Annotated in this window: 20 protein-coding genes; 4 read left to right on the forward strand and 16 right to left on the reverse strand. The window is 41.4% G+C overall.

The window, feature by feature from the left end; all coding sequences use genetic code 11:
- Positions 1-82: 82 nt before the first annotated feature.
- The 7 genes from trpA to I0Q91_RS09330 form a co-directional block, all read right to left on the reverse strand.
- Positions 83-865: a tryptophan synthase subunit alpha gene (gene trpA, locus I0Q91_RS09300; protein ID WP_270454226.1), complete on the reverse strand. Its 783-nt coding sequence runs from the start codon at positions 863-865 to the stop codon at positions 83-85.
- Complete coding sequence (gene trpB / locus I0Q91_RS09305) at positions 852-2,042, reverse strand: tryptophan synthase subunit beta (protein ID WP_270454228.1); 1,191 nt, start codon at positions 2,040-2,042, stop codon at positions 852-854. The genes trpA and trpB overlap by 14 nt, the downstream gene beginning before the upstream one ends.
- Before the next feature lie 62 nt (positions 2,043-2,104).
- The gene (locus I0Q91_RS09310; protein ID WP_270454229.1) at positions 2,105-2,812 is read right to left on the reverse strand and encodes a phosphoribosylanthranilate isomerase; all 708 of its coding nucleotides are present in this window, start codon (positions 2,810-2,812) and stop codon (positions 2,105-2,107) included.
- The gene (trpC, locus tag I0Q91_RS09315; protein WP_270454230.1) at positions 2,796-3,572 is read right to left on the reverse strand and encodes an indole-3-glycerol phosphate synthase TrpC; all 777 of its coding nucleotides are present in this window, start codon (positions 3,570-3,572) and stop codon (positions 2,796-2,798) included. Before trpC ends, I0Q91_RS09310 begins: the two co-directional genes overlap by 17 nt.
- Positions 3,573-4,592, reverse strand: a complete 1,020-nt coding sequence (gene trpD / locus I0Q91_RS09320; protein ID WP_270454231.1) for an anthranilate phosphoribosyltransferase — start codon at positions 4,590-4,592, stop codon at positions 3,573-3,575.
- Complete coding sequence (locus I0Q91_RS09325) at positions 4,585-5,229, reverse strand: anthranilate synthase component II (RefSeq protein ID WP_270454232.1); 645 nt, start codon at positions 5,227-5,229, stop codon at positions 4,585-4,587. The genes trpD and I0Q91_RS09325 overlap by 8 nt, the downstream gene beginning before the upstream one ends.
- On the reverse strand, positions 5,210-6,742 hold the full coding sequence (locus tag I0Q91_RS09330) for an anthranilate synthase component I family protein (RefSeq protein ID WP_270454233.1): 1,533 nt from the start codon (positions 6,740-6,742) through the stop codon (positions 5,210-5,212). The genes I0Q91_RS09325 and I0Q91_RS09330 overlap by 20 nt, the downstream gene beginning before the upstream one ends.
- A gap of 397 nt (positions 6,743-7,139) precedes the next feature.
- Here I0Q91_RS09330 and I0Q91_RS09335 point away from each other — a divergent pair, with 397 nt between their 5' ends.
- Positions 7,140-9,077, forward strand: a complete 1,938-nt coding sequence (locus I0Q91_RS09335; protein ID WP_270454234.1) for a bifunctional 2',3'-cyclic-nucleotide 2'-phosphodiesterase/3'-nucleotidase — start codon at positions 7,140-7,142, stop codon at positions 9,075-9,077.
- A 120-nt stretch (positions 9,078-9,197) separates the two neighbouring features.
- On the opposite strand, the gene pdxS is transcribed toward I0Q91_RS09335, so the two are convergent.
- From pdxS to I0Q91_RS09360, 5 genes are all read right to left on the reverse strand, one after another.
- The gene (gene pdxS / locus I0Q91_RS09340; protein ID WP_270454235.1) at positions 9,198-10,076 is read right to left on the reverse strand and encodes a pyridoxal 5'-phosphate synthase lyase subunit PdxS; all 879 of its coding nucleotides are present in this window, start codon (positions 10,074-10,076) and stop codon (positions 9,198-9,200) included.
- A gap of 180 nt (positions 10,077-10,256) precedes the next feature.
- Positions 10,257-10,640, reverse strand: a complete 384-nt coding sequence (locus tag I0Q91_RS09345) for a GntR family transcriptional regulator (RefSeq protein WP_270454236.1) — start codon at positions 10,638-10,640, stop codon at positions 10,257-10,259.
- Between the two features lie 114 nt (positions 10,641-10,754).
- A complete protein-coding gene (locus I0Q91_RS09350) occupies positions 10,755-11,831 on the reverse strand; it encodes an ABC transporter permease (protein WP_270454237.1) in 1,077 nt (358 codons plus the stop codon).
- The gene (locus I0Q91_RS09355; protein ID WP_270454238.1) at positions 11,831-13,024 is read right to left on the reverse strand and encodes an ABC transporter permease; all 1,194 of its coding nucleotides are present in this window, start codon (positions 13,022-13,024) and stop codon (positions 11,831-11,833) included. Before I0Q91_RS09355 ends, I0Q91_RS09350 begins: the two co-directional genes overlap by 1 nt.
- Positions 13,024-13,953 (reverse strand): ABC transporter ATP-binding protein, encoded by a 930-nt coding sequence (locus tag I0Q91_RS09360; RefSeq protein WP_270454239.1) that lies wholly within the window; start codon positions 13,951-13,953, stop codon positions 13,024-13,026. Before I0Q91_RS09360 ends, I0Q91_RS09355 begins: the two co-directional genes overlap by 1 nt.
- Before the next feature lie 256 nt (positions 13,954-14,209).
- Here I0Q91_RS09360 and I0Q91_RS09365 point away from each other — a divergent pair, with 256 nt between their 5' ends.
- A complete protein-coding gene (locus I0Q91_RS09365) occupies positions 14,210-14,656 on the forward strand; it encodes a hypothetical protein (RefSeq protein ID WP_270454240.1) in 447 nt (148 codons plus the stop codon).
- A gap of 163 nt (positions 14,657-14,819) precedes the next feature.
- Here the strand turns inward: I0Q91_RS09365 and I0Q91_RS09370 are convergent, their stop codons facing one another.
- From I0Q91_RS09370 to I0Q91_RS09380, 3 genes are all read right to left on the reverse strand, one after another.
- The gene (locus I0Q91_RS09370) at positions 14,820-14,945 is read right to left on the reverse strand and encodes a hypothetical protein (RefSeq protein WP_270454241.1); all 126 of its coding nucleotides are present in this window, start codon (positions 14,943-14,945) and stop codon (positions 14,820-14,822) included.
- Between the two features lie 40 nt (positions 14,946-14,985).
- Positions 14,986-15,114, reverse strand: a complete 129-nt coding sequence (locus I0Q91_RS09375) for a hypothetical protein (protein ID WP_270454242.1) — start codon at positions 15,112-15,114, stop codon at positions 14,986-14,988.
- 474 nt (positions 15,115-15,588) lie between these two features.
- Entirely contained in the window at positions 15,589-16,395 is an 807-nt protein-coding gene (locus I0Q91_RS09380) for a CPBP family intramembrane glutamic endopeptidase (protein WP_270454243.1), read from the reverse strand.
- A gap of 220 nt (positions 16,396-16,615) precedes the next feature.
- On the opposite strand from I0Q91_RS09380, the gene I0Q91_RS09385 reads away from it, so the two are divergent.
- Positions 16,616-17,182 (forward strand): LytTR family DNA-binding domain-containing protein, encoded by a 567-nt coding sequence (locus tag I0Q91_RS09385; protein ID WP_270454244.1) that lies wholly within the window; start codon positions 16,616-16,618, stop codon positions 17,180-17,182.
- 10 nt (positions 17,183-17,192) lie between these two features.
- Positions 17,193-17,615: a hypothetical protein gene (locus I0Q91_RS09390; RefSeq protein ID WP_270454245.1), complete on the forward strand. Its 423-nt coding sequence runs from the start codon at positions 17,193-17,195 to the stop codon at positions 17,613-17,615.
- A gap of 144 nt (positions 17,616-17,759) precedes the next feature.
- On the opposite strand, the gene I0Q91_RS09395 is transcribed toward I0Q91_RS09390, so the two are convergent.
- Positions 17,760-18,713 carry a 2-hydroxyacid dehydrogenase gene (locus tag I0Q91_RS09395; RefSeq protein WP_270454246.1) on the reverse strand — a complete coding sequence of 318 codons (954 nt, stop codon included), beginning with the start codon at positions 18,711-18,713 and terminating at the stop codon, positions 17,760-17,762.
- Between the last annotated feature and the right edge of the window lie 210 nt (positions 18,714-18,923).

Raw genomic sequence — 18,923 nt, forward strand, 5'->3', positions numbered from 1 at the left:
ATTAATTATTTTAAATAAATCTGTATCTATTATTTAATCTATAGCTTACAAAAAAATTAAGTATTATTGATGAGGATATTAATTATACCAACACTGCTTTGATTGATTTTACAAACGAGTCTGCATTATTTAGCCTGGCTTCTTCAGTCTGGCCGGCCTGAATCTTTTCGATTAAGGCACTGCCGATGATTATGCCATCTGCGTGTCTGGCTGCTTTTTTAGCTTTTTCAGGGCTATCAATACCGAAACCGAGACCGATTGGAAGTTCTCCTGCCTGCTCTCTTACTCTGGTTAAGTATGATTTCAGGGCAGGGTTTTCTCTGCTGCTATCACCGGTAATCCCTAGATGAGCTATTGAATATAGAAAACCTGATGAACGATCTGCTATCGCTTTAATCCTTGATGTTGCCGTATTTGGGGTCACCAGCCTGATCTGATCAATAGCTGCCTCTTTTAGCTGTTCTGATATTGTTTCATCTTCATCAAATGGAAGATCTGGAATGATAATACCTGAAATTCCTGCAGCTTTAGCGTCATGGGCAAATCTTTTCTCTCCGAAATTTAAGATTGAATTATAATAGCCCATTAAGATGACTGGAATTTCTATTTCATCTCTGATCTCTGCAAGCTTTTTGATTAGCTTTTCAAGGGTTATTCCACCTCTGATTGCCCTCTGGGAGGCTGCCTGGATTGTTGGGCCATCGGCCAGGGGATCGGAGAAAGGAATACCGATCTCCAGGATATCAACACCTGAATCCTGAAGCTGATAGATCATTTTTTCTGTGAAATCAAGGTCTGGATCACCGCCGCTAATATATGTAATTAGAGGTTTCTTATTCTTAAAGCTCTCTTTAATTCTGCTCATCTGCTTCTGCCTCCCTGATCTTCTTGAAATTATTGATATCTTTGTCGCCTCTGCCTGAAAGGTTGACTACAATTGTCTGGTCCTGGCTGAGTTTCGGGGCCAGCTTTTCCAGGTAGGCCAGGGCATGGGAGCTTTCTAAGGCCGGGATTATGCCCTCTCTCTCTGAGAGTAGCCTGAAGGCCTGGATGGCCTCCTGGTCATCTATATAATCATATCTGACCCTGTTAATTGCCTTAAGATGGCTATGTTCCGGGCCGACTCCTGGATAATCGAGTCCGGCAGAGATCGAATGGGCTGGAATGACCTGGCCGTCCTGATCCTGGAGAAGATAGGATCTACTACCATGGAGGACACCGACTCTGCCCTCTGACAGGGTGGCTGCATGCCTGCCAGTATCTATGCCCTCGCCGGCAGCTTCGATGCCGATAAGATTGACATCCTGATCATCAACAAATGGATGGAAGATTCCGATGGCATTGCTGCCGCCACCGACACAGGCCAGGATATAATCTGGAAGCTTTCCTTTTTTATTTATAATCTGCTTTTTTGTTTCTTCGCCGATAATCTTCTGGAAATCCCTGACCATTTCTGGATAGGGATAGGGGCCAACGACTGAGCCGATGATATAATGGGTTGATTCTACATTGCTGACCCAGTCTCTAATCGCCTGATTGGTGGCATCTTTTAAGGTCTTGCTGCCTGTATTGACCGGGATAACCCCGGCCCCTAGCATCTCCATTTTATAGACATTTAGGGCCTGTCTTTCAATATCTTCAGCTCCCATGTAGATTTCGCAATCTAAATCGAAACGGGCAGCTACTGTTGCTGTGGCGACGCCATGCTGGCCTGCTCCTGTTTCAGCTATTATTCTTTCTTTGCCCATCTTTTTGGCCAGGAGAATCTGGCCCAGGGTATTATTGATTTTATGGGCGCCGGTATGGTTTAGGTCTTCCCTTTTTAAGTAGATTTCTGGCCCCTGGTAATACTCTGTTAGCTTTTCTGCATAATAGAGCGGGGTTGGCCTGCCTGAATAATCGGCAAGCAGAGCTTTGTATTCCTCTTTAAAGCTATTGTCTTCTTTGATTGTCTGATAGGTCTGACTTAATTCATCCAGAGCCGGGATTAATGTCTCCGGGACATAGCGGCCTCCGTATTCTGAAAAGTATTTCTGAGTCATGGTTTTTGCTCCTCTCGTCTGATCTCAACTTATTAATTTATTTTCGTCTTATTGTCATTATGCTAATTGTTAATAGGACTATTGCTGTTCAGGGCATTTCCTGCATTGTAACTTTTGATTATATCGACTGTTTCACGGATCAATTCTGGATCTTTTCTGCCTGGGGCTGCCTCCAGGCGACTATTTAGATCCACTGCTGCCGGTTGCAGCCTGTCCAGAGCTGCATTGATATTAGCCGGACCGAGGCCACCTGCCAGTATATAATTCTGGTTGAGTTCTTTGCTGGCAAGCAGGCTCCAGTCGAAGCTTTTGCCTGTGCCCCCTGTCTGGCTGCCAACTTTTGTGTCAAATAAGAGATAGTCGGCCTGACCCTGATATTTAGTGACTTCCTTTAGATCTGACTGATCTGAAATAGAGATTGCCTTAATTGTCTGGAGCGGAATATCCCTGAAAATTGAAGGGTCTTCACTGCCATGAAACTGGATTGCTGTGAATATCCTGCTGGCAATAATTTCGTCCAATCTGGATTGATCAGGATTGACAACGACGGCCACCCTGGCGATAAAGGGAGGCAGACTGGCAGTTAATTCTCTGGCCTGGGTTATGCTGACCTGCCTTGGGCTTTCGGCCAGGATGAAGCCCAGGGCATCGACACTGTTATTAACTGCTGCTTTAATATCCTGATGATTGGTCAGGCCGCAGATTTTAATCTTAGTTGATTGCTGCCTTATTTTAGTTGGTTGCTGACTTATTTCAGTTGGCTGTTTCATCTAATACTCCTTTCTTTAAGCCCAGTTGATCGATTTTGGCCTCTGGATCGGCTGCCTTCATTAGGGTTTCGCCAATCAGGACGCCATCAACTGCCAGCTCTTTTAAATAATCTATATCTGCTTTAGTTTTAATTCCGCTTTCAGCTATCAGGTAATAATCATTGCGACGGCCGCTGGACTTTAAGTGATTTACAAGTTTTTCTGTTGTTTTAAGATCGACATTGAAGGTTTTAAGATTCCGATTGTTGATGCCGATAATCTTTGCACTGGTATTAAGGACTCGCTCTAATTCTTCCAGGTTATGGACTTCTACGATTGCCTCCAGGTTTAGTTCTGAGGCGATGGCCAGAAATTGGTTTAGCTGGTCCTGATCTAAAACTGCTGCAATCAAGAGGATTACATCTGCCCCGATAAAGAAGCTCTGATAGATCTGGATTGGATCTATGATGAATTCTTTTCTTAAGACTGGCAGTTCTGTGACCTCTCTGACATCTATTAAAACCTGGTTGCTGCCCTGGAAAAATTTCTTGTCTGTCAGGACTGAGATTGCCGAGGCCCCGGCCTTTTGATAGGCTAGTGCCTGACTTTTAGGCTGGAAGTCTTTCTGGATAAGGCCTTTGCTCGGCGATGCCTTTTTGATCTCGGCTATCAGGCTGAGGCCAGGCTCAGCAAGTCTGGTCTTTAATGACCTGTGTTTGCCGGCTTGCTTGAGTTCTGCGACTTCTCTGCTTTTTTCTGCAATAATCTTATCCAGGATCATTTAGACTGCCACCTCGTTGCTGCAGCTGATTAGTTCCTGTAGCTTTTTTCTGGCCGAGCCTGAATCGATAAGGCTGGCTGCGTATTCTGCTCCCTCTTTGAGGTCATCAACTTTGCCGGCTATCATAAATGCTGCTGCCGAATTGAGGAGTATTACATCTCTTTGAGGCCCAGGCTTTCCCTTTAGGATATCTAAGGTGATCTTCTTATTTTTTTCGACTCCGCCGCCTAGAATTGCGCTAAGGGGCGCCTTCTTTAGGCCGGCCTCCTCTGGCTGGAAATTATATTCTTTGACCTGGCTGTCCTTTAAATAGAAAGTTTTATTTAAGCCGGCCAGGGAGAGCTCGTCTATACCGCCGGCTCCATGGACTACCATTGCTGATTTCAGGCCAAGGTTTTTGAGAACATGAACTAATGGCTCGACTAATTCTTCTTTATAGACCCCGAGGATCTGATAGTCGGTCCTGGCCGGGTTGGTTAATGGGCCCAGGATATTAAAGATTGTTCTTAAGCCTATCTCCTTTCTGGGGCCAACTGCATGGCGCATGGCCTGGTGAAAGTTTGGGGCAAATAGGAATGAGATGCCAGCCTTTTCGAGACAGCTGGCTGCCTCTTCTGGATTTAGGTCTATCCTGACTCCCAGGGCCTCCAGTAGGTCGGCACTGCCGCTTTTAGATGAGACGGAGCGATTGCCATGTTTGGCTACATTTAGGCCACCGGCTGCCATGACCAGGGCAGTTGTTGTTGAAATATTAAAGGTGCCCTTGCCATCACCGCCGGTTCCACAGCTATCGATTAAGTTAGTGGCCTCTGTATTAACTGGAGCAGCTTTAGCTCTCATGACTGAAGCCGCACCGGTGATTTCAGCGATGGTCTCGCCTTTCATTCGCAGGCCGACCAGAAATCCGGCCAGCTGGCTATCTGTTGTCTCACCTTCCATGATCATATCCATTGCAGATTCCATCTCTTTTAAGGTTAGATTCTCTCTACTGACTACTTTCTCTAAATGTTTATTAAACACTGGCATCACTCCTGTTGTTGATAGGATTTTTATTATTTTTCTGGTTGATTAGGTTTTTGTCACTTCTGTGATTGATTAAGTTTTCCAGTAATTGCTGGCCTGTTTCTGTTAGAATTGATTCCGGGTGAAACTGGAGGCCATAGATATTGTAATCTTTATGCTTGATTGCCATGATCTCGCCAGCTCCTGTTTCGGCCAGGATTTTTAGGTCAGCTGGAAAATTATCTCTATTGATAATTAGGGAATGGTACCTGGTGGCTGTGAAATTATCTGGAATCTTATTAAATAACCTGTCCTGACTAGTCTGGCTGGCAATTTTGATTTTAGAGATTTTGCCATGGAAAATCCGGGGAGCTTTGATGATCTCACTGCCAAAGACCTCGCCGATACATTGATGGCCAAGGCAGATGCCGATGATTGGAATCTCGCCTTTAAACTCTTTGATCAGATCCTTTGAGATACCGGCATCCTCTGGCCTGCCTGGACCTGGTGAGATCAGGATATTATCTGGCTTTAGTTCCTTTATCTCTTTAATGGTGATGCTGTTATTCCGATAGACTTTTACCTCATCATATCTCTCTAATATATGGACTAAGTTATATGTAAAGGAGTCAAAATTATCTATTACTAAGATCAAAATCGCCACCTCCTGTTGCTATCTTCAGGGCTTCAAAGAGGGCCTGGCCTTTATTTAAGGTCTCCTGGTATTCTGTGGCCGGGTCAGAATCTGCGACAATGCCAGCTCCTACCTGGAGATTGAGGATTCCATCTTCCAGGGAGAAGGTTCTGATTGTTATGCAGCTATCTAAGTTGCCATTGAAACTGAGATAGGCAACGGTACCGGCATAGACTCCTCTGGCCTCTTTTTCGATATTATCTATTAGTTCAACTGCTTTAATTTTAGGGGCTCCTGAGACTGTACCTGCCGGAAAGTTGGCCTTCAGGGCATCCAGGCTATCATAACCTGGTTTTAGTTCTGCCTCCACCTGAGAGACAAGATGCATGACTCTGGAGAAGTATTCGACCTCCATCAGCTCTGTAACCTCAACTGTTCCTGGAGCTGCTATCCTGCTTAAGTCATTTCGGCCTAGATCTAAAAGCATGGTATGTTCGGATCGCTCTTTCTCATCACTTTTAAGATCAGCTGCCAGGTTGAGATCTTCCTTTTTATTGCTGCCCCGGGGTCTGGTACCGGCCAGCGGCCTGGTCATTACCTGGCGATCCCTGACCCTGACCAGAACTTCAGGGGATGAGCCAATAATCTTTATCTCCGGGAAATTTAAATAAAACGAATATGGCGATGGGTTGGTCGATCGCAGAGCCCGATAGATATTAAAGGGTGGGATTTGATTTTTGACTGAAAATTTCTGGGAGAGGACGATCTGAAAAATATCGCCTTCTATGATATGTTCTTTAGCCCTTTTGACCATTTCCTGGAATTCAACCTGTTCAATATTTGATTTTAAGTTGAACTGGCCTGCATTACCGGTGGCTTCTGGAGATTTAGCTGGAGAATTGGCTTTTAAGTTTTTGGTATCAGGTACAGGTGAGTCGATCAGGGCTTTAACTCTTTCTATCTCTGATATCCCCTGGCTATAGATCTCTTTCTTTTCAGTTAAACTCAGGCTTTCACTTACCTTTAGGTTGTTGATGATCTTCACTCTGTTATTGAGGTGGTCACAGGCCACAATAACCTGTGTTTCAACAAGCAGGCTTAAGGGTTTATCGCCTTTCATTAGCTCTTTTCCTGGTTCTTTATGGTAGATATCTTCCCATTTTTCGATCATCTCATAATTGAAATAGCCGACAAAGCCACCAGTAAATGGTGGCAGTTCTTCTCTCTGATAGACTTTAATCTCGGCCAGGTAGTCCTGGAGATATTCAATGAAATCCTGATCTTTAGTTACAGTACTGCCATTTCTGGTTATTTCGATTGTATCGTTATAATTTCTGTAGATGGCTGCCGGTTCCAGCCCGATAAAGGAATACCGGTCATTCTCGGTACTTTCTAAAAGATAGCTGTACTCTTTTTGGCCAGATAGTTTCTGATATAAAGAAATCGGGGTTTCAGTATCTGCTATTATTTCCTGATAGATTGGGATTATGTTGTATTCTTCTGCTAATTCCAGGTATTCTTTAAGTTTAAGCATCTTTGCCTCCTTCTAGAGGAGCCAGGTTTAGTTTGAAAATAAAAAACGGCCAGGGCTTTTAATAGCCTGACCGTAAAGGTTTATAGATATATAGACATAGTAATCCTGTATAATCTTTATAATAAGCAGCTTTAATAATGCCGGTACTGCTCATCCAATGATACCAAAATACAGAGTATTACATGCTTTCACTATTGCTCAGCTAGTCTAATTCTAATCTAATCTCTTCTAATCCAGGCTCATCTAATCTAATTTTCATTAATTGTATATTATCATTTTACTTTTGTCAAGTGAATTACTGAAATTATTTTGTTAAGTATTAACTTGATAAGATTTGTTGGGTTTATTATGCTAATAGTAAGATAATAATGATCTAATATAGAGGGAGGTTTATTTAATGTCTGAAATTAATAATAATGAGCAGGAAGAGTTTGAACCTGAAGAAAAGCCGGAGAAACTGACTGAAAAGAGTATTAATCGCCGTGACTTTATTGCAATGTCAGGTAAGGTTGTTGCCGGTGCTTATCTGGCCACAGCTGGTTTAGACAGTTTATCTGCCAGTGCTGAAGAGACTAATAGCCTCAATATTATAACCACCACTGATGAGCATCAATATATACTTCCATATAATTATATGGATGATGCCGAGGATCAGGGCATTGGCTTATCTAAGGCTTATAGTCTTATCGAGGAAGAAAAGGCTGAACATGAGAATACTATCCTGGTCTCCAATGGCGATGTGATTCAGGGAAGTATTATCGGGGATTATGAGTTCAGGATTGATCCGTTAGCTGAAGGCGAGACTCAGACTATTGTTAATATCTTTAATGAATTAGGCTATGAGATGGCTGCAGTCGGTAACCATGAGGTCCAGGATTATGGACTTGGTTTTTTTGATAGTGCTGTTGCCGGTGCTGATTTTCCATGGCTGGCAGCCAATATGAGAGTTGCTGGCAGCGATGAGACCTATGTTGATTCTTATAAGATCGTTGAAAAAGAGATCGATGGCGAGACAGTTAGAATTGGCTTTATTGGTTTTATTCCTCCTCCAACAATGCGCTGGGGGCGCGAGCACTTAGATGGCGAGGTTGAGATAGATGGGATTGCTGAAACTGCTGAAAGAATAGTCCCTGAGGTTAGAGATCAGGCTGATATTGTAATTGCCCTGGCCCATACCGGTATTGATGATACCAGGGGCGGTAATGAAGGTGTTGATCTGGCCCAGGTTGATGGATTTGACGCATTTATTTTTGGCCATGATCACAATTTCCTTCCAGGTGATTATGAGCATATTGAAATGGTCGACAGTGAAATAGGTTTAATTAACGGTGTTCCGGCGGTAATGGCTGGTTCCTGGGGCCGGGCGATTGGGATTGTTGATCTGGAGCTGATGAAGGAGAATGGCCAGTGGAGACTGGCTGAAGCCGGTGTCAGGTTAAGAGAGATAGACGAGGATACTCCTTCCAGCGAAAGGATTGAAGACATGGCAGCCGATATTCATGCTGAAGCCCTTGACTATATTAGAACTCCAATCACTGAAGCTGATGAGCCATTTACAAGTTTCTTTGCCCGGGTTAAAGATGCCGCTATTACCCAGATAATTAATGAGGCCCAGTTAAATTATGGCCGTAATTTTGTTGAGGCCAACCCTGAATATGAGGATTACGGGGTTTTAGCTGCCGCTGCCCCATTTAGATTTGGTAGAGAGGGTCCTAGAGATTTCACTCAGGTATCTGATGAGATAAGAATTAGTGATGTTAATGATATTTATATGTTCCCAAATGAGATCAGGATTGTTGAATTTGATGGGCAGATGGTTTTAGACTGGCTTGAATATACTGCCAGTAACTTTAATCAGATTGACCCTGATTCTGATGAGAGGCAGTATTTAATCAATGATAATTTCCCTGGTTACAACTGGGATATAATTGAGGGCATTGAATATGAGATCGATATAACTCAGCCTCAGGGTGAAAGAATTGTTAATGCTACCTATGAGGGCGAGCCTCTGAATGAGGACCAGAACTTCCTGGTTGTGACAAATGATCACAGGGCTTCTGGTGGCGGAGAGTTCCCTCATCTTGAAGGTGAGACAATTATATATTCTACACCGACAACTCACCAGGAGATAATTATTGAGTTTCTTGATGAGCATGATCCTGTTGAAGCCAGCAATAACTGGCGGATTGTACCCTTTGACTATCAGGGTGAATTGATTGTCCGGTCACATCCTGAAGGTGCTGAATATATAGAGCAGCGTAATCTTGGGTTTATCGAGTATCTTGAGACTGACGGGGATGGCTGGGGAATTTATCGGTTCATCTTTGAAGATTAATGGTAATTTTCAAGGTATATAGAAATAGTGAGTTATTGCAAAAGAGTGCTGGGGTAAAGCCAGCACTCTTTTTAATTGAATATATATTTTTGTAGTTATATTAATAATATTAAGACAGGATCACCAGCCTCTATCTGCCATCTTTTCATTATCCTCTAAGGTGCTAATGTTGATTCCGACCATGGCTTCTCCGAGGTTTTCTGAGACTTCAGCGATAATCTCTGGTTTATCATAATTGGCTGTTGCCTTGACGATTGCTTTTGCTCTTTTGGCAGGGTCACCTGATTTAAAGATACCAGATCCAACAAAGACACCGTCACAACCAAGCTGCATCATCAGGGCTGCATCGGCTGGAGTTGCCACTCCACCGGCAGCGAAGTTAACGACAGGCAGGCGGCCATTTTCTGCAACATACTTAATCAATTCGAATGGCGCCTGGTGATCTTTAGCTGCTGACATTAATTCTTCGCTATCCATTGAAGCTATTCTCCTGATCTGGCTATTTACTGTCCGCATATGGCGAACTGCTTCGACAACGTTGCCAGTACCGGCTTCACCTTTGGTTCTGATCATACTTGCACCTTCACCGATTCTTCTTAAGGCTTCGCCGAGATTGGTTGCACCACAGACAAAGGGGACATTGAATTTGGTTTTATCGATATGATTATCTTCATCGGCAGGGGTTAAGACTTCACTCTCATCGATATAATCTACTCCAACTGCCTCTAAGACCTGGGCCTCAACGAAATGGCCGATTCTAACTTTGGCCATTACCGGTATAGAGACGGCATTAATTATCTCCTTGATCATTGTAGGATCAGAAGCCCTGGATACTCCGCCTTCCTTGCGAATATCGGCTGGAACTCTCTCTAAGGCCATAACTGCCACGGCTCCGGCCTCCTCGGCAATTACTGCCTGCTCTGGATTGATTACATCCATGATGACGCCACCTTTGAAGCTATCTGTCATCTTGATAAATTCTTTGCTTTTTTCGTTCATTATATCTCCTCCTGAGATTGGCTTAAAGTGTATTACTAATTTTGATTTGTTTGGAATTGTATCTATTTATATTATCACAAATTATTATTGTATTGTCAATAGTAATACAATAATACTGGGGAGATATTGTCCAGAGCCTGATTTTTACCGTATTTTAAAGATAGTGAGTCTGTTTTGATATTAAGAACTATCTATATCACTCTCCTTTGCTGCTTTGATCATTTCTTTTAGTTCTTCTGTATCTATATCGAGTTTATCTGCCTCTTTAAGCATCGGGACAATATATCTGTCGATAAAATCTCCTCTCCTCTTTTCCAGGAGTTTTTCTCTGGCACCTTCTGCTACAAACATTCCAATTCCTCTTTTTTTATAGATAATACCTTCATCGACAAGTAAGTTGACACCTTTAGAGACGGTTATATGGTTGACCTGATAGAAGTTAACCATCTCTGTTGTTGAAGGGATCTGGTCATTTTCAGTTAATTCCTGATTGACTATCTGGTCTTCTAATCTCTTTTTGATCTGTATATAAATTGGATCTTTATCATTAAATTGATAGCTCAAATCTACCACCACCTTATTGCTGTATTAAATATATTGACTGTAGTTTCCTGTAACTATTTTAATTAATTACTTGCTGTCTGCACTGTATTATTTATTGTTTGCCAGGCTTAATCTCTAATCTGCAATCCAGCTGCTTTTTTTAGAGACTATCATAATTAATACAATTGAAAGTACTAACAGGCCTCCTGTTTCGATGGCCAGATTGGCCGGATTGAGCTGGCTGACTCCCATTATCTGCTGCAGGCCTCTGGCCAGATAGGTTAAGGGCAAAAACCGGCTGACCTGCTGAAAATATGACGGGAGGAATTCGATTGGGAAATAGATCCCTGAGAAAAAGATCATAACTGTCAGCAGGATATTGGCTGCCTGGAACCCGCTATCGGCTGTTGTTGCAAAGAGGGTTATTAAGGCACCCAGCCCCATCATTATGACTGTGCCGATTATAATATAGGGAATAAATAGGAACCAGTTAATATTAAAGCTGACATCAAAAATGTATCTGCTGGATATTAAAATCAGGGCTGTACTGAGTAAGGATGCCGGCATTCTGCTGGATATCAGGGCAAAGGTAAAGGAGTTTCTACTTAAAGGTGAGGCAGCCATTCGCTTTAAGACTCCCTTTTCTTTATGATAGATAAATAGCTCCACTATCACGAATAGACCTGATGAGGCCAGCCCCAGGGCGATTAGACCTGGAAAAAGCGATAAGAACTGACTGCTGCCAGCAAGGTTACCGGTATCAATAATTTCTGTCTGGAGGTAGGTCTCCAGGCCAGACCTTCTGATATCCAGCTCCCTGGCAATGGCCATTGACTGCTGCTCGATTGCCGGGTTATCCTGGATTCTGGCTGGATTATAGCTGAATTCCAGGCCATCTCCGCTGACTCTAAGCAGGGTTTCGGCCTCGTAATCCCTTAATAACTGCTCGCCTTCTTCGATTGAATCGATATACCGATAGCTAAGGCTCTGATTGGCATCTATAACTTCTTCTATCTCTGACTGGCTAATTGTTGCTGTATCTTCAAAATAGAGGAGTACTCTATCCTGGCGCCGGCCATCGCCATTGCCATAAAGTGAGCCGAAAATTAACATGAATAATAGGGGCAGGACCAGAACATAAAAGACAGTCTCTTTATCCCGGAGGAAAGCCAGGCTCAAGATTTTTGTATTGTTTATATATTGTTTAAACATCAAGAATCACCTCCTGGGTTCCAGCTGAATTTGACCATTGAAATTACTATTGAAACTATTAGCCAGATTGCCGGTACGATAAGGTTTAATAGATCAGAAGTCGGGCTGGGATAGACTCCGAGGATATCTCGCATACCATTGACGAGATAGGTCATCGGGTTGATGACAACTATCAGGCCAAGGATGCCTGTCATCCCGGTGACTTCAAAGAAAATACCGCTGAGAAAGGCCATTGGATAGGTCAGGGCCTGACTAACTACTCCGACTGACTCTCTGCTTTGAACCAGTGAGAGCACCATGAAACCGATTGAAACTGAGACAATCAGGGCAAAGACCATATAAATGATAAAGTCAAGATTTAATATATCAAGGTTGACATCAAGGAAAAATATTGACCAGCCATGGATTATTAAGACCTGGACGATTGATAGAACAATAATGAAAGCAAGGATACCTGCAAAATACTGGATTGGTTTTAACGGGGTTGCAAAGTATCTTCTTAATATGCCCCGGGCCCGCATTGATGAAATCCGACCAACTAACACCTGAATTCCGGAGCTTAAAAAAGTGAATAGGATGATTCCTGGTACGAGAAATTCGGCTATTGAGAAACTGCCCTCTTCTCCATTTGTCAGGCTGACATCTATCTGGCGGCTGGTTGTTGCAATTAGCTGGTCCCTGCTGACATTGCCCTCAGCCAGGTTGATTTCTCGGTTAATCTCGTTAATTATACTATTCATGACATCAGCGGCTATATTCGAAAGCTGGTTGCCTGGCTGGCGATAGATCTCGATCTGGCCTGGTTCTGGCAGGCTGCCTCCAGGAATTTTTAGGATGAGATGGCGGTCACCTGATTCCAGAAATCCCTCTTCTTGAGTTATAAATTCTTCTGAAGATTGCTCAGGGTCCTGGCGGTGAAACTGGAACCAGCGGCTATCCTCTGAAGCTTCAATGCCTCTGATCACATCTTCTATAATCATGGCATAGCTTACGGTTTCTTCAGGGCTTTCCTGGTCTATCTCTGGCATGGCTATGCTAATATCAAAGCTGATATCCTGGCCGGTTTGGCCGCCAAAGATCAGGGTCAGAATTGTTAAGAGAACAAGGGGGAAGACGAGATTCCAGAAAATAGAATATCTATCCCGGAGCTGTTTTCTAAGGTGTTTTAGAAAGATATTTTTAATGGCCAGCATCAGTCACGCAGCCCCTTTCCTGTTAATTCAATGAAGACATCTTCTAAATTTGGCCTTCGTATCTTGAGGTTATCCAGTTTAAATTCTGCTTTTTCAGCCCAGTTGATAAGGGCTGGCAGGGCAGTTGAGATATCCTGGACATAGACTGAGATATCTTCAGGGTTTATTTTTATTTCAGGATAATGCTCTTTTAGCTCTGCAAGCTGATTATCTTCAAGACCGTTTCTGGCAAAGTCGATTACATTTTCCTGGCCCAGGTTGTCGATTAATTCTTCAGGGGTGCCATCGGCGATAATCTTGCCCTGGTCCATAATGTAGACGTAATCTGAGAGTTTTTCTGCCTCATCCATATAATGGGTCGTTAGAAAAATTGTCTTACCTTCATCTTTTAAGCCCTCGATTAAGTCCCAGAGATTACGACGAGCCTGAGGATCTAGGCCTGTTGTTGGTTCATCCAGATAGAGTATTTTAGGATCATTGATCAGGGCCAGGCCGATTGAGAGCCGCTGTTGCTGGCCTCCTGAAAGGTTTTCTACAAAGGAGTCTTCTTTATCTTTTAATGCAATCTTCTCGAGAATATCATTAATTGGCAGAGACTTTTTATAAAAGGAGCTAAACATCTTTAGCATCTCTTTAACTTTAACCTTTTCAATATAATTATTTTTCTGGAGGAGAACACCTATATCTTCTTTCTCCTTGCTGCCAATCTTATCTACCTTTCTATTAAAGAACTCAATTTGACCGGCATCTGCCTCTTTAAGGCCTTCGAGAATTTCAATAGTTGTTGTCTTGCCGGCACCATTGGGACCTAGAAGGGTGAATACCTGGCCTTTTTTAACATAAAATGAAATTCCGTCTACTGCCTTAACTGTGCCATATGACTTTTTTAGACCTTTAATTTCGATTGCCCTTTCGCTGCTTGTTATCATAGTCATTTCCTCCTTTTTTGAATTTATTCCTATTTTATTTTGAAAGCTTATTTTTATTCTGAACTGACTTTTGAATAAGCTTTATGGTTATATACATAAATATAATGGTAGATAGGTTGATTGTCAAGTAGTATTTTGTAAAGTTAATTTTTTTATTGAAATTCATAATCTCTTCATATTTGAGTTTTATTATATAGATAGTCGAGCAAAACAATAGACATATTAGGTAAAACAAAATTAAATGGAGGCGATTTTAATGAAAAGATTGATTGTTGTTAGTTTATCTGTTCTGTTGGTTGTAGGATTGGTTGCAAGTACAGGATTGGCTTTTAGAGGACATGGTTCCAGGATGCAGCGAGATTTTGCCAGTCAGGACTTTGAGAGTGTGGACAGGTTTGAAGAGTTGACTGAGGAAGAGCTTGCTGAATTAAAAGAAATTGATCGTCAGATGTTTAGACTTGCTGAGAGAATTTCAGTTCTTAGAGAAGAATATCGTCAGGCTATTATTGATGGCGCTTCTGATAATGAACTGGATGATTTAGAAGATCAGTTATTTGAACTCCAGGATGAGATGGCCGAGCTGAGTTATGATAGTGACTTCAGAGGATTTCACATGGGGAACCGAAGAGGCGATACTGGATTTGGCGGAATGATGAGAGGTTTTATGGGATCTTCTCGTGGAAATGGAACTCACTGCTGGTAATTTAATAATTTTTGATAAACATAAAAAGTCCCCTTGATGATAATTCATTGAGGGGACTTTAAGTATTTTCTGTTAGTTTAATTTTTTGTGGTTGAATCTTTATGATTGCTATACCAGTTTTCATGTCCTGATCATCTCACTCCACCTCCTGATAGCTTATTATTTAAAAAATAGGACCGTTATAATGCTTAAAACCCTGCTGATAATGCTCGTCTCTAATTTTGTCACTATTATCTATTTTGATTTGATCATCTCTTTTTAGCTTAAATAAATTAATTATATTCATCATATTTGACACCTCCTTAAACTTTATAATTCTTTTAGCCTCTTTAGTAGATAAACTCCTGGCTCTTCTTTAGACAGTTATGAAGATGTTCCTGATAAAAATCTTCTCTCTGATTACTCTTCATCTTAATTTCATTGTTTTCTAGCCTTAAAATATTATTTAGTAAACCCACTCTGATCACCCCCTTTATTTAACTTTTATCATTTGTCTATATTATATACTTAAAAATTAAGTTTGTCAAGTATTTGATTAATATTTTTAATAAAAAACTTAATATATTTAATTTTGCGCTTAAAGTAATAACGTATTGAGGCCTGGTTTTTATAGAATTAAAACTCTTATACAACCTGTGATATCATATATTTGCAGGCTTTTAATTTTTATCATATTCATTTAAAGCTATCTTGAAAAATTAATAAAAAAATAATTTAATATTAATATATTTAATATCAACATTAATATATTAGAACTATTATTAGATTATGATGAGTCAGAGATAAAAAACAGGGTATAAATTATTGATTTTAATATACAGGTATAAATTTTGGATTGGAGTACGGGTAGGATTAGATTGGAGTGGGAGTAAGATTGAAGTGATACCTGGAAGATACTCGGGAGATGCTTGCTGGATTGAGACTAACTGCTATTAATTATGTTTTTTTGTCAGATAGTCCCAGGCCATGATTATAACTGCTAGAGAAATAAATGCCTCAACGCTAAATTCAATTAAATGTACCTGAAAGCTGCTCCCTGAAAATGATAGAAGTTCCCTGAACATATTTCCAAGCCCATGATAGAGAACTGCTATGACTGCAAATTGACCTGTTATATTATAAAGCCAGCCATAAAAGATTGATCCGACTAAAATGCCTAAATTAAAGAAAATGAACCCTGTTGAAAATAGCCCAATAGCTGATTGATAGGTTCCTGCTATTAAGAATAAAGGCAGATGCCAGAGAGCCCAGAATAGCCCTATTATCAGGCTACTTTTTAAGGGAGAATAATATTGCTGGAGTGCTTTCTGCCCATAACCCCGCCAGCCTGGTTCTTCAATCACTCCGGCCATTAAACCGACCAGTATAAAGACTGTCGGTGGTGAGAAACTGGCAAGCTGGTGTATTGATTGGTCAAATATTATTGAGCCGATTAATAATGGGCCTCCAGTTAGTATTAATAAAGCAGCAGCCATTACTAGATACCATTTAATCTTTACATTAAATGGATTGAAACAGTTATCAAGAAACGCTTGAATATTTCCTGGCCAGTAGCCAAATTTGACCATGATAACAGCTACTACAGTTGGGGTTATAAAGCCCAGGATAGTAAGGATTATATTAGGAAACTGAAGCCAGCCCTGGCCTGTTGCTGCTGCCCCAAACCAGAATAGCCAGGTTATTATTAAAGTTGTGAATAGATAAATGTAAGGACGATAATTATTGAATTTGTCATCCATAATAACCAACTCCTCGGTATTTTAATTTAAGCTCTGGCTTTTCGATAATATTCAATTTTCATTATAACATAGTTCTAACTAATTTTAGTAGCTTTATGCTGCAGCTTAACTTAATTATTCTACTTCTTAGAGGAAATCCATTCTTTTTTGATAAAAACTATGTTATTATGTTTTTAAGGTTATTTAAAGTATTTAAGTTTTGGAGTCTGGAGGTTTTTAGATGAAAGTAAATCTGATCTGTTCTAATAGTTTTAAGCCTCTTTTAAGGGAGCTTTTAGAGACTAGAGATTTTATTATAGCCGATGATGCCGAGCTTAGCCTGGTGGAAAAGGGCCTGGAGCTCCCTGAGAATGGCATTAGTATTGTCTTTAACCCGGCTGAAATGGAGCAGTTTCTTGCGTTTTTGAAGAATCTATTTTCAGATGCTGGTAAGGATACCCAGAAAGGGGGTTCTCTGCCCGGTCATCTGACAGGGCAGGCTGGCGATAACTATGAGTTAATTAGTTATCAGGATATTATTCTGCTTGAGACCGAGGCCGGCAATATCTATGCCAGGACCGCTAAAGGCAGGGATTATCGGATAAAAGAGAAACTCTATGAGCTGGAGGAATCTCTGGCAGGTGAGGGGTTTATCAGGATTAATAAATCTAATATTGTCAATGTGCTTCATATCAATGAGATTGTGCCCTGGTTTAATGGCCGGTTATTACTTAAGCTAAATAATACTAAAGAGGTTGAGGTCTCCAGGAGTTATGCCGGAGATTTCAAGGATTTTCTGGGGCTGTGAGGAGGTAATGATGGATAAACTAAAAGGATATATTTTGAATTTAATACCGGCTGGAATGGTTGGAGTTGCAGTTGCTGTCTTTGAGTTTTTATTTTTAAATAGATCCAGTGATTTATTAAGGTCCAGCATTATTTATTTTGTCTTTGGGGCTGTTATTGGAACTGTCAGTGCTGGCTGTTATTCCTGGTCCAAATATAAGGGCTTTTCTACTATTCAGTCCTATCTTGTTTCGATGTTAGGGAATGGAATCTCTGTATTTATTCTATTGATGATACTCAGAACCCATCAGGCCTATGGCTGGGGTGCTGTTATTTATATTATTTTACTAACACAGGTGCTGGGTCTTCTGATCTCATATTTTGAGAACCGCTATTATAATGATATTAATAGGAGTTTGCAGGAGAAAAAAGAAAATTTAAGCAGAGAGCAATAATATATTGAAATCCCTCCTTACGGAGGGATTTTTTTGGTTGGTATATATTTTTTGTTACTGGCCAGGGCTGACCTCTGCCATGGCCTCGTGGACAGGGCTGGTTGGCCTTTGCCAGGAGGCTGGGGGCAGGCGATTAATTATGAGTTAGCTGACTACGTTCTGGGGCTGGCCATCCAGCCAATTTTCGATATTGGCAAAGACGATCTCTGCTCTTTTCAGGAAGGCTTCCTCGGTGGCAAAGGCAACATGGGGTGCCAGGACTGTATTTTTGGCGTTAAGGAGTGGATGATCCTCTGGAATTGGAGGCTCCATCTCGAAGACATCGATGCCGGCACCGGCTATCTTATCGTTATTTAGAGCTGCTGCCAGGGCTTCGCTATCGACGACTGGGCCCCGGGCTGTGTTGATTAGAATTGCATCCTCTTTCATGAGATCAATCTTCTGGCCATCGATTAGACCTTCAGTCGACTCTTTGAGAGGAACATGGAGGCTGATAATATCGCTTCTGGCCATAACCTCATCGATATCCAGGTATTCCACGCCTAATTCTTTGCCGATTGCATGTTCTTTGTGATTGTCTACCAGGAGATTACAGCCGAAGGCCTTTGCGATTTTAGCTGTTTTCTGGCCGATTGAGCCAAAACCGATGATTCCAAAGTTTTTACCGGCCAGCTCACTGCCGATGAGCCCGGCTCTGGTCTTTGATTCTCTGGTGGCCTTGTCACAGGCTTTGAGATTCCGCATCAGGTCAATGGTCAGGCCAAAGACCAGCTCGGCAACTGCCTGATTGGCATAACCGGAGGAATTTGAGACCAGGATATCATTCTCTCTGCAGGCTTCCATATCGATATGGTCGTAACCGGTAAAGGCGACTGAGATCATTTTTAGCTCCGGGCATGAGTTGATGACATTGGCTGACAGGGGCTGATTGGCTATAATCATGATTTCGGAATCTTCTGCTCTTTCGATCATTTCGGCATCACTGGCAGCTCTCTCAGAGTATGTTATTAGTTCATGGCCTTTTTCGGCAAATTTTTTCTTATATTCTTCTCTTTTTTCAGTAGAGATATTGATTGGTTCTATCATTACAATTTTCATTATCTGATCACTCCTTAGATAGTTTATTTTTTAACTCTCTAAACTACTAATATTATATCAATTGTTCAGGTAAATAACAAAGTTGCAGATATTTGATTTTGATATATTGCAACTTAACTGCTTTATTCTACGACTTAGCTGAAATCTATTTTCTTCTGGCCAGGTCTATGGTATTCTGCTTATAGAGTTATTCAGGAGTTAGAGGGAAAC

Origin of the sequence: Halonatronomonas betaini, from assembly GCF_015666175.1 — a bacterium.
Classification (GTDB): Bacteria; Bacillota; Halanaerobiia; order Halanaerobiales; family Halarsenatibacteraceae; genus Halonatronomonas; species Halonatronomonas betaini.

Excerpts from the sequence above, each read along its gene's own strand:
- trpA (WP_270454226.1), bottom strand. The coding sequence starts at position 865 with ATGAGCAGAATTAAAGAGAGCTTTAAGAATAAGAAACCTCTAATTACA.
- trpB (WP_270454228.1), bottom strand. The coding sequence starts at position 2,042 with ATGACTCAGAAATACTTTTCAGAATACGGAGGCCGCTATGTCCCGGAG.
- I0Q91_RS09310 (WP_270454229.1), bottom strand. The coding sequence starts at position 2,812 with ATGAAACAGCCAACTGAAATAAGTCAGCAACCAACTAAAATAAGGCAG.
- trpC (WP_270454230.1), bottom strand. The coding sequence starts at position 3,572 with ATGATCCTGGATAAGATTATTGCAGAAAAAAGCAGAGAAGTCGCAGAA.
- I0Q91_RS09330 (WP_270454233.1), bottom strand. The coding sequence starts at position 6,742 with ATGCTTAAACTTAAAGAATACCTGGAATTAGCAGAAGAATACAACATA.
- I0Q91_RS09335 (WP_270454234.1), top strand. The coding sequence starts at position 7,140 with ATGTCTGAAATTAATAATAATGAGCAGGAAGAGTTTGAACCTGAAGAA.
- pdxS (WP_270454235.1), bottom strand. The coding sequence starts at position 10,076 with ATGAACGAAAAAAGCAAAGAATTTATCAAGATGACAGATAGCTTCAAA.
- I0Q91_RS09350 (WP_270454237.1), bottom strand. The coding sequence starts at position 11,831 with ATGTTTAAACAATATATAAACAATACAAAAATCTTGAGCCTGGCTTTC.
- I0Q91_RS09355 (WP_270454238.1), bottom strand. The coding sequence starts at position 13,024 with ATGCTGGCCATTAAAAATATCTTTCTAAAACACCTTAGAAAACAGCTC.
- I0Q91_RS09360 (WP_270454239.1), bottom strand. The coding sequence starts at position 13,953 with ATGATAACAAGCAGCGAAAGGGCAATCGAAATTAAAGGTCTAAAAAAG.
- I0Q91_RS09365 (WP_270454240.1), top strand. The coding sequence starts at position 14,210 with ATGAAAAGATTGATTGTTGTTAGTTTATCTGTTCTGTTGGTTGTAGGA.
- I0Q91_RS09370 (WP_270454241.1), bottom strand. The coding sequence starts at position 14,945 with ATGATGAATATAATTAATTTATTTAAGCTAAAAAGAGATGATCAAATC.
- I0Q91_RS09380 (WP_270454243.1), bottom strand. The coding sequence starts at position 16,395 with ATGGATGACAAATTCAATAATTATCGTCCTTACATTTATCTATTCACA.
- I0Q91_RS09385 (WP_270454244.1), top strand. The coding sequence starts at position 16,616 with ATGAAAGTAAATCTGATCTGTTCTAATAGTTTTAAGCCTCTTTTAAGG.
- I0Q91_RS09390 (WP_270454245.1), top strand. The coding sequence starts at position 17,193 with ATGGATAAACTAAAAGGATATATTTTGAATTTAATACCGGCTGGAATG.
- I0Q91_RS09395 (WP_270454246.1), bottom strand. The coding sequence starts at position 18,713 with ATGAAAATTGTAATGATAGAACCAATCAATATCTCTACTGAAAAAAGA.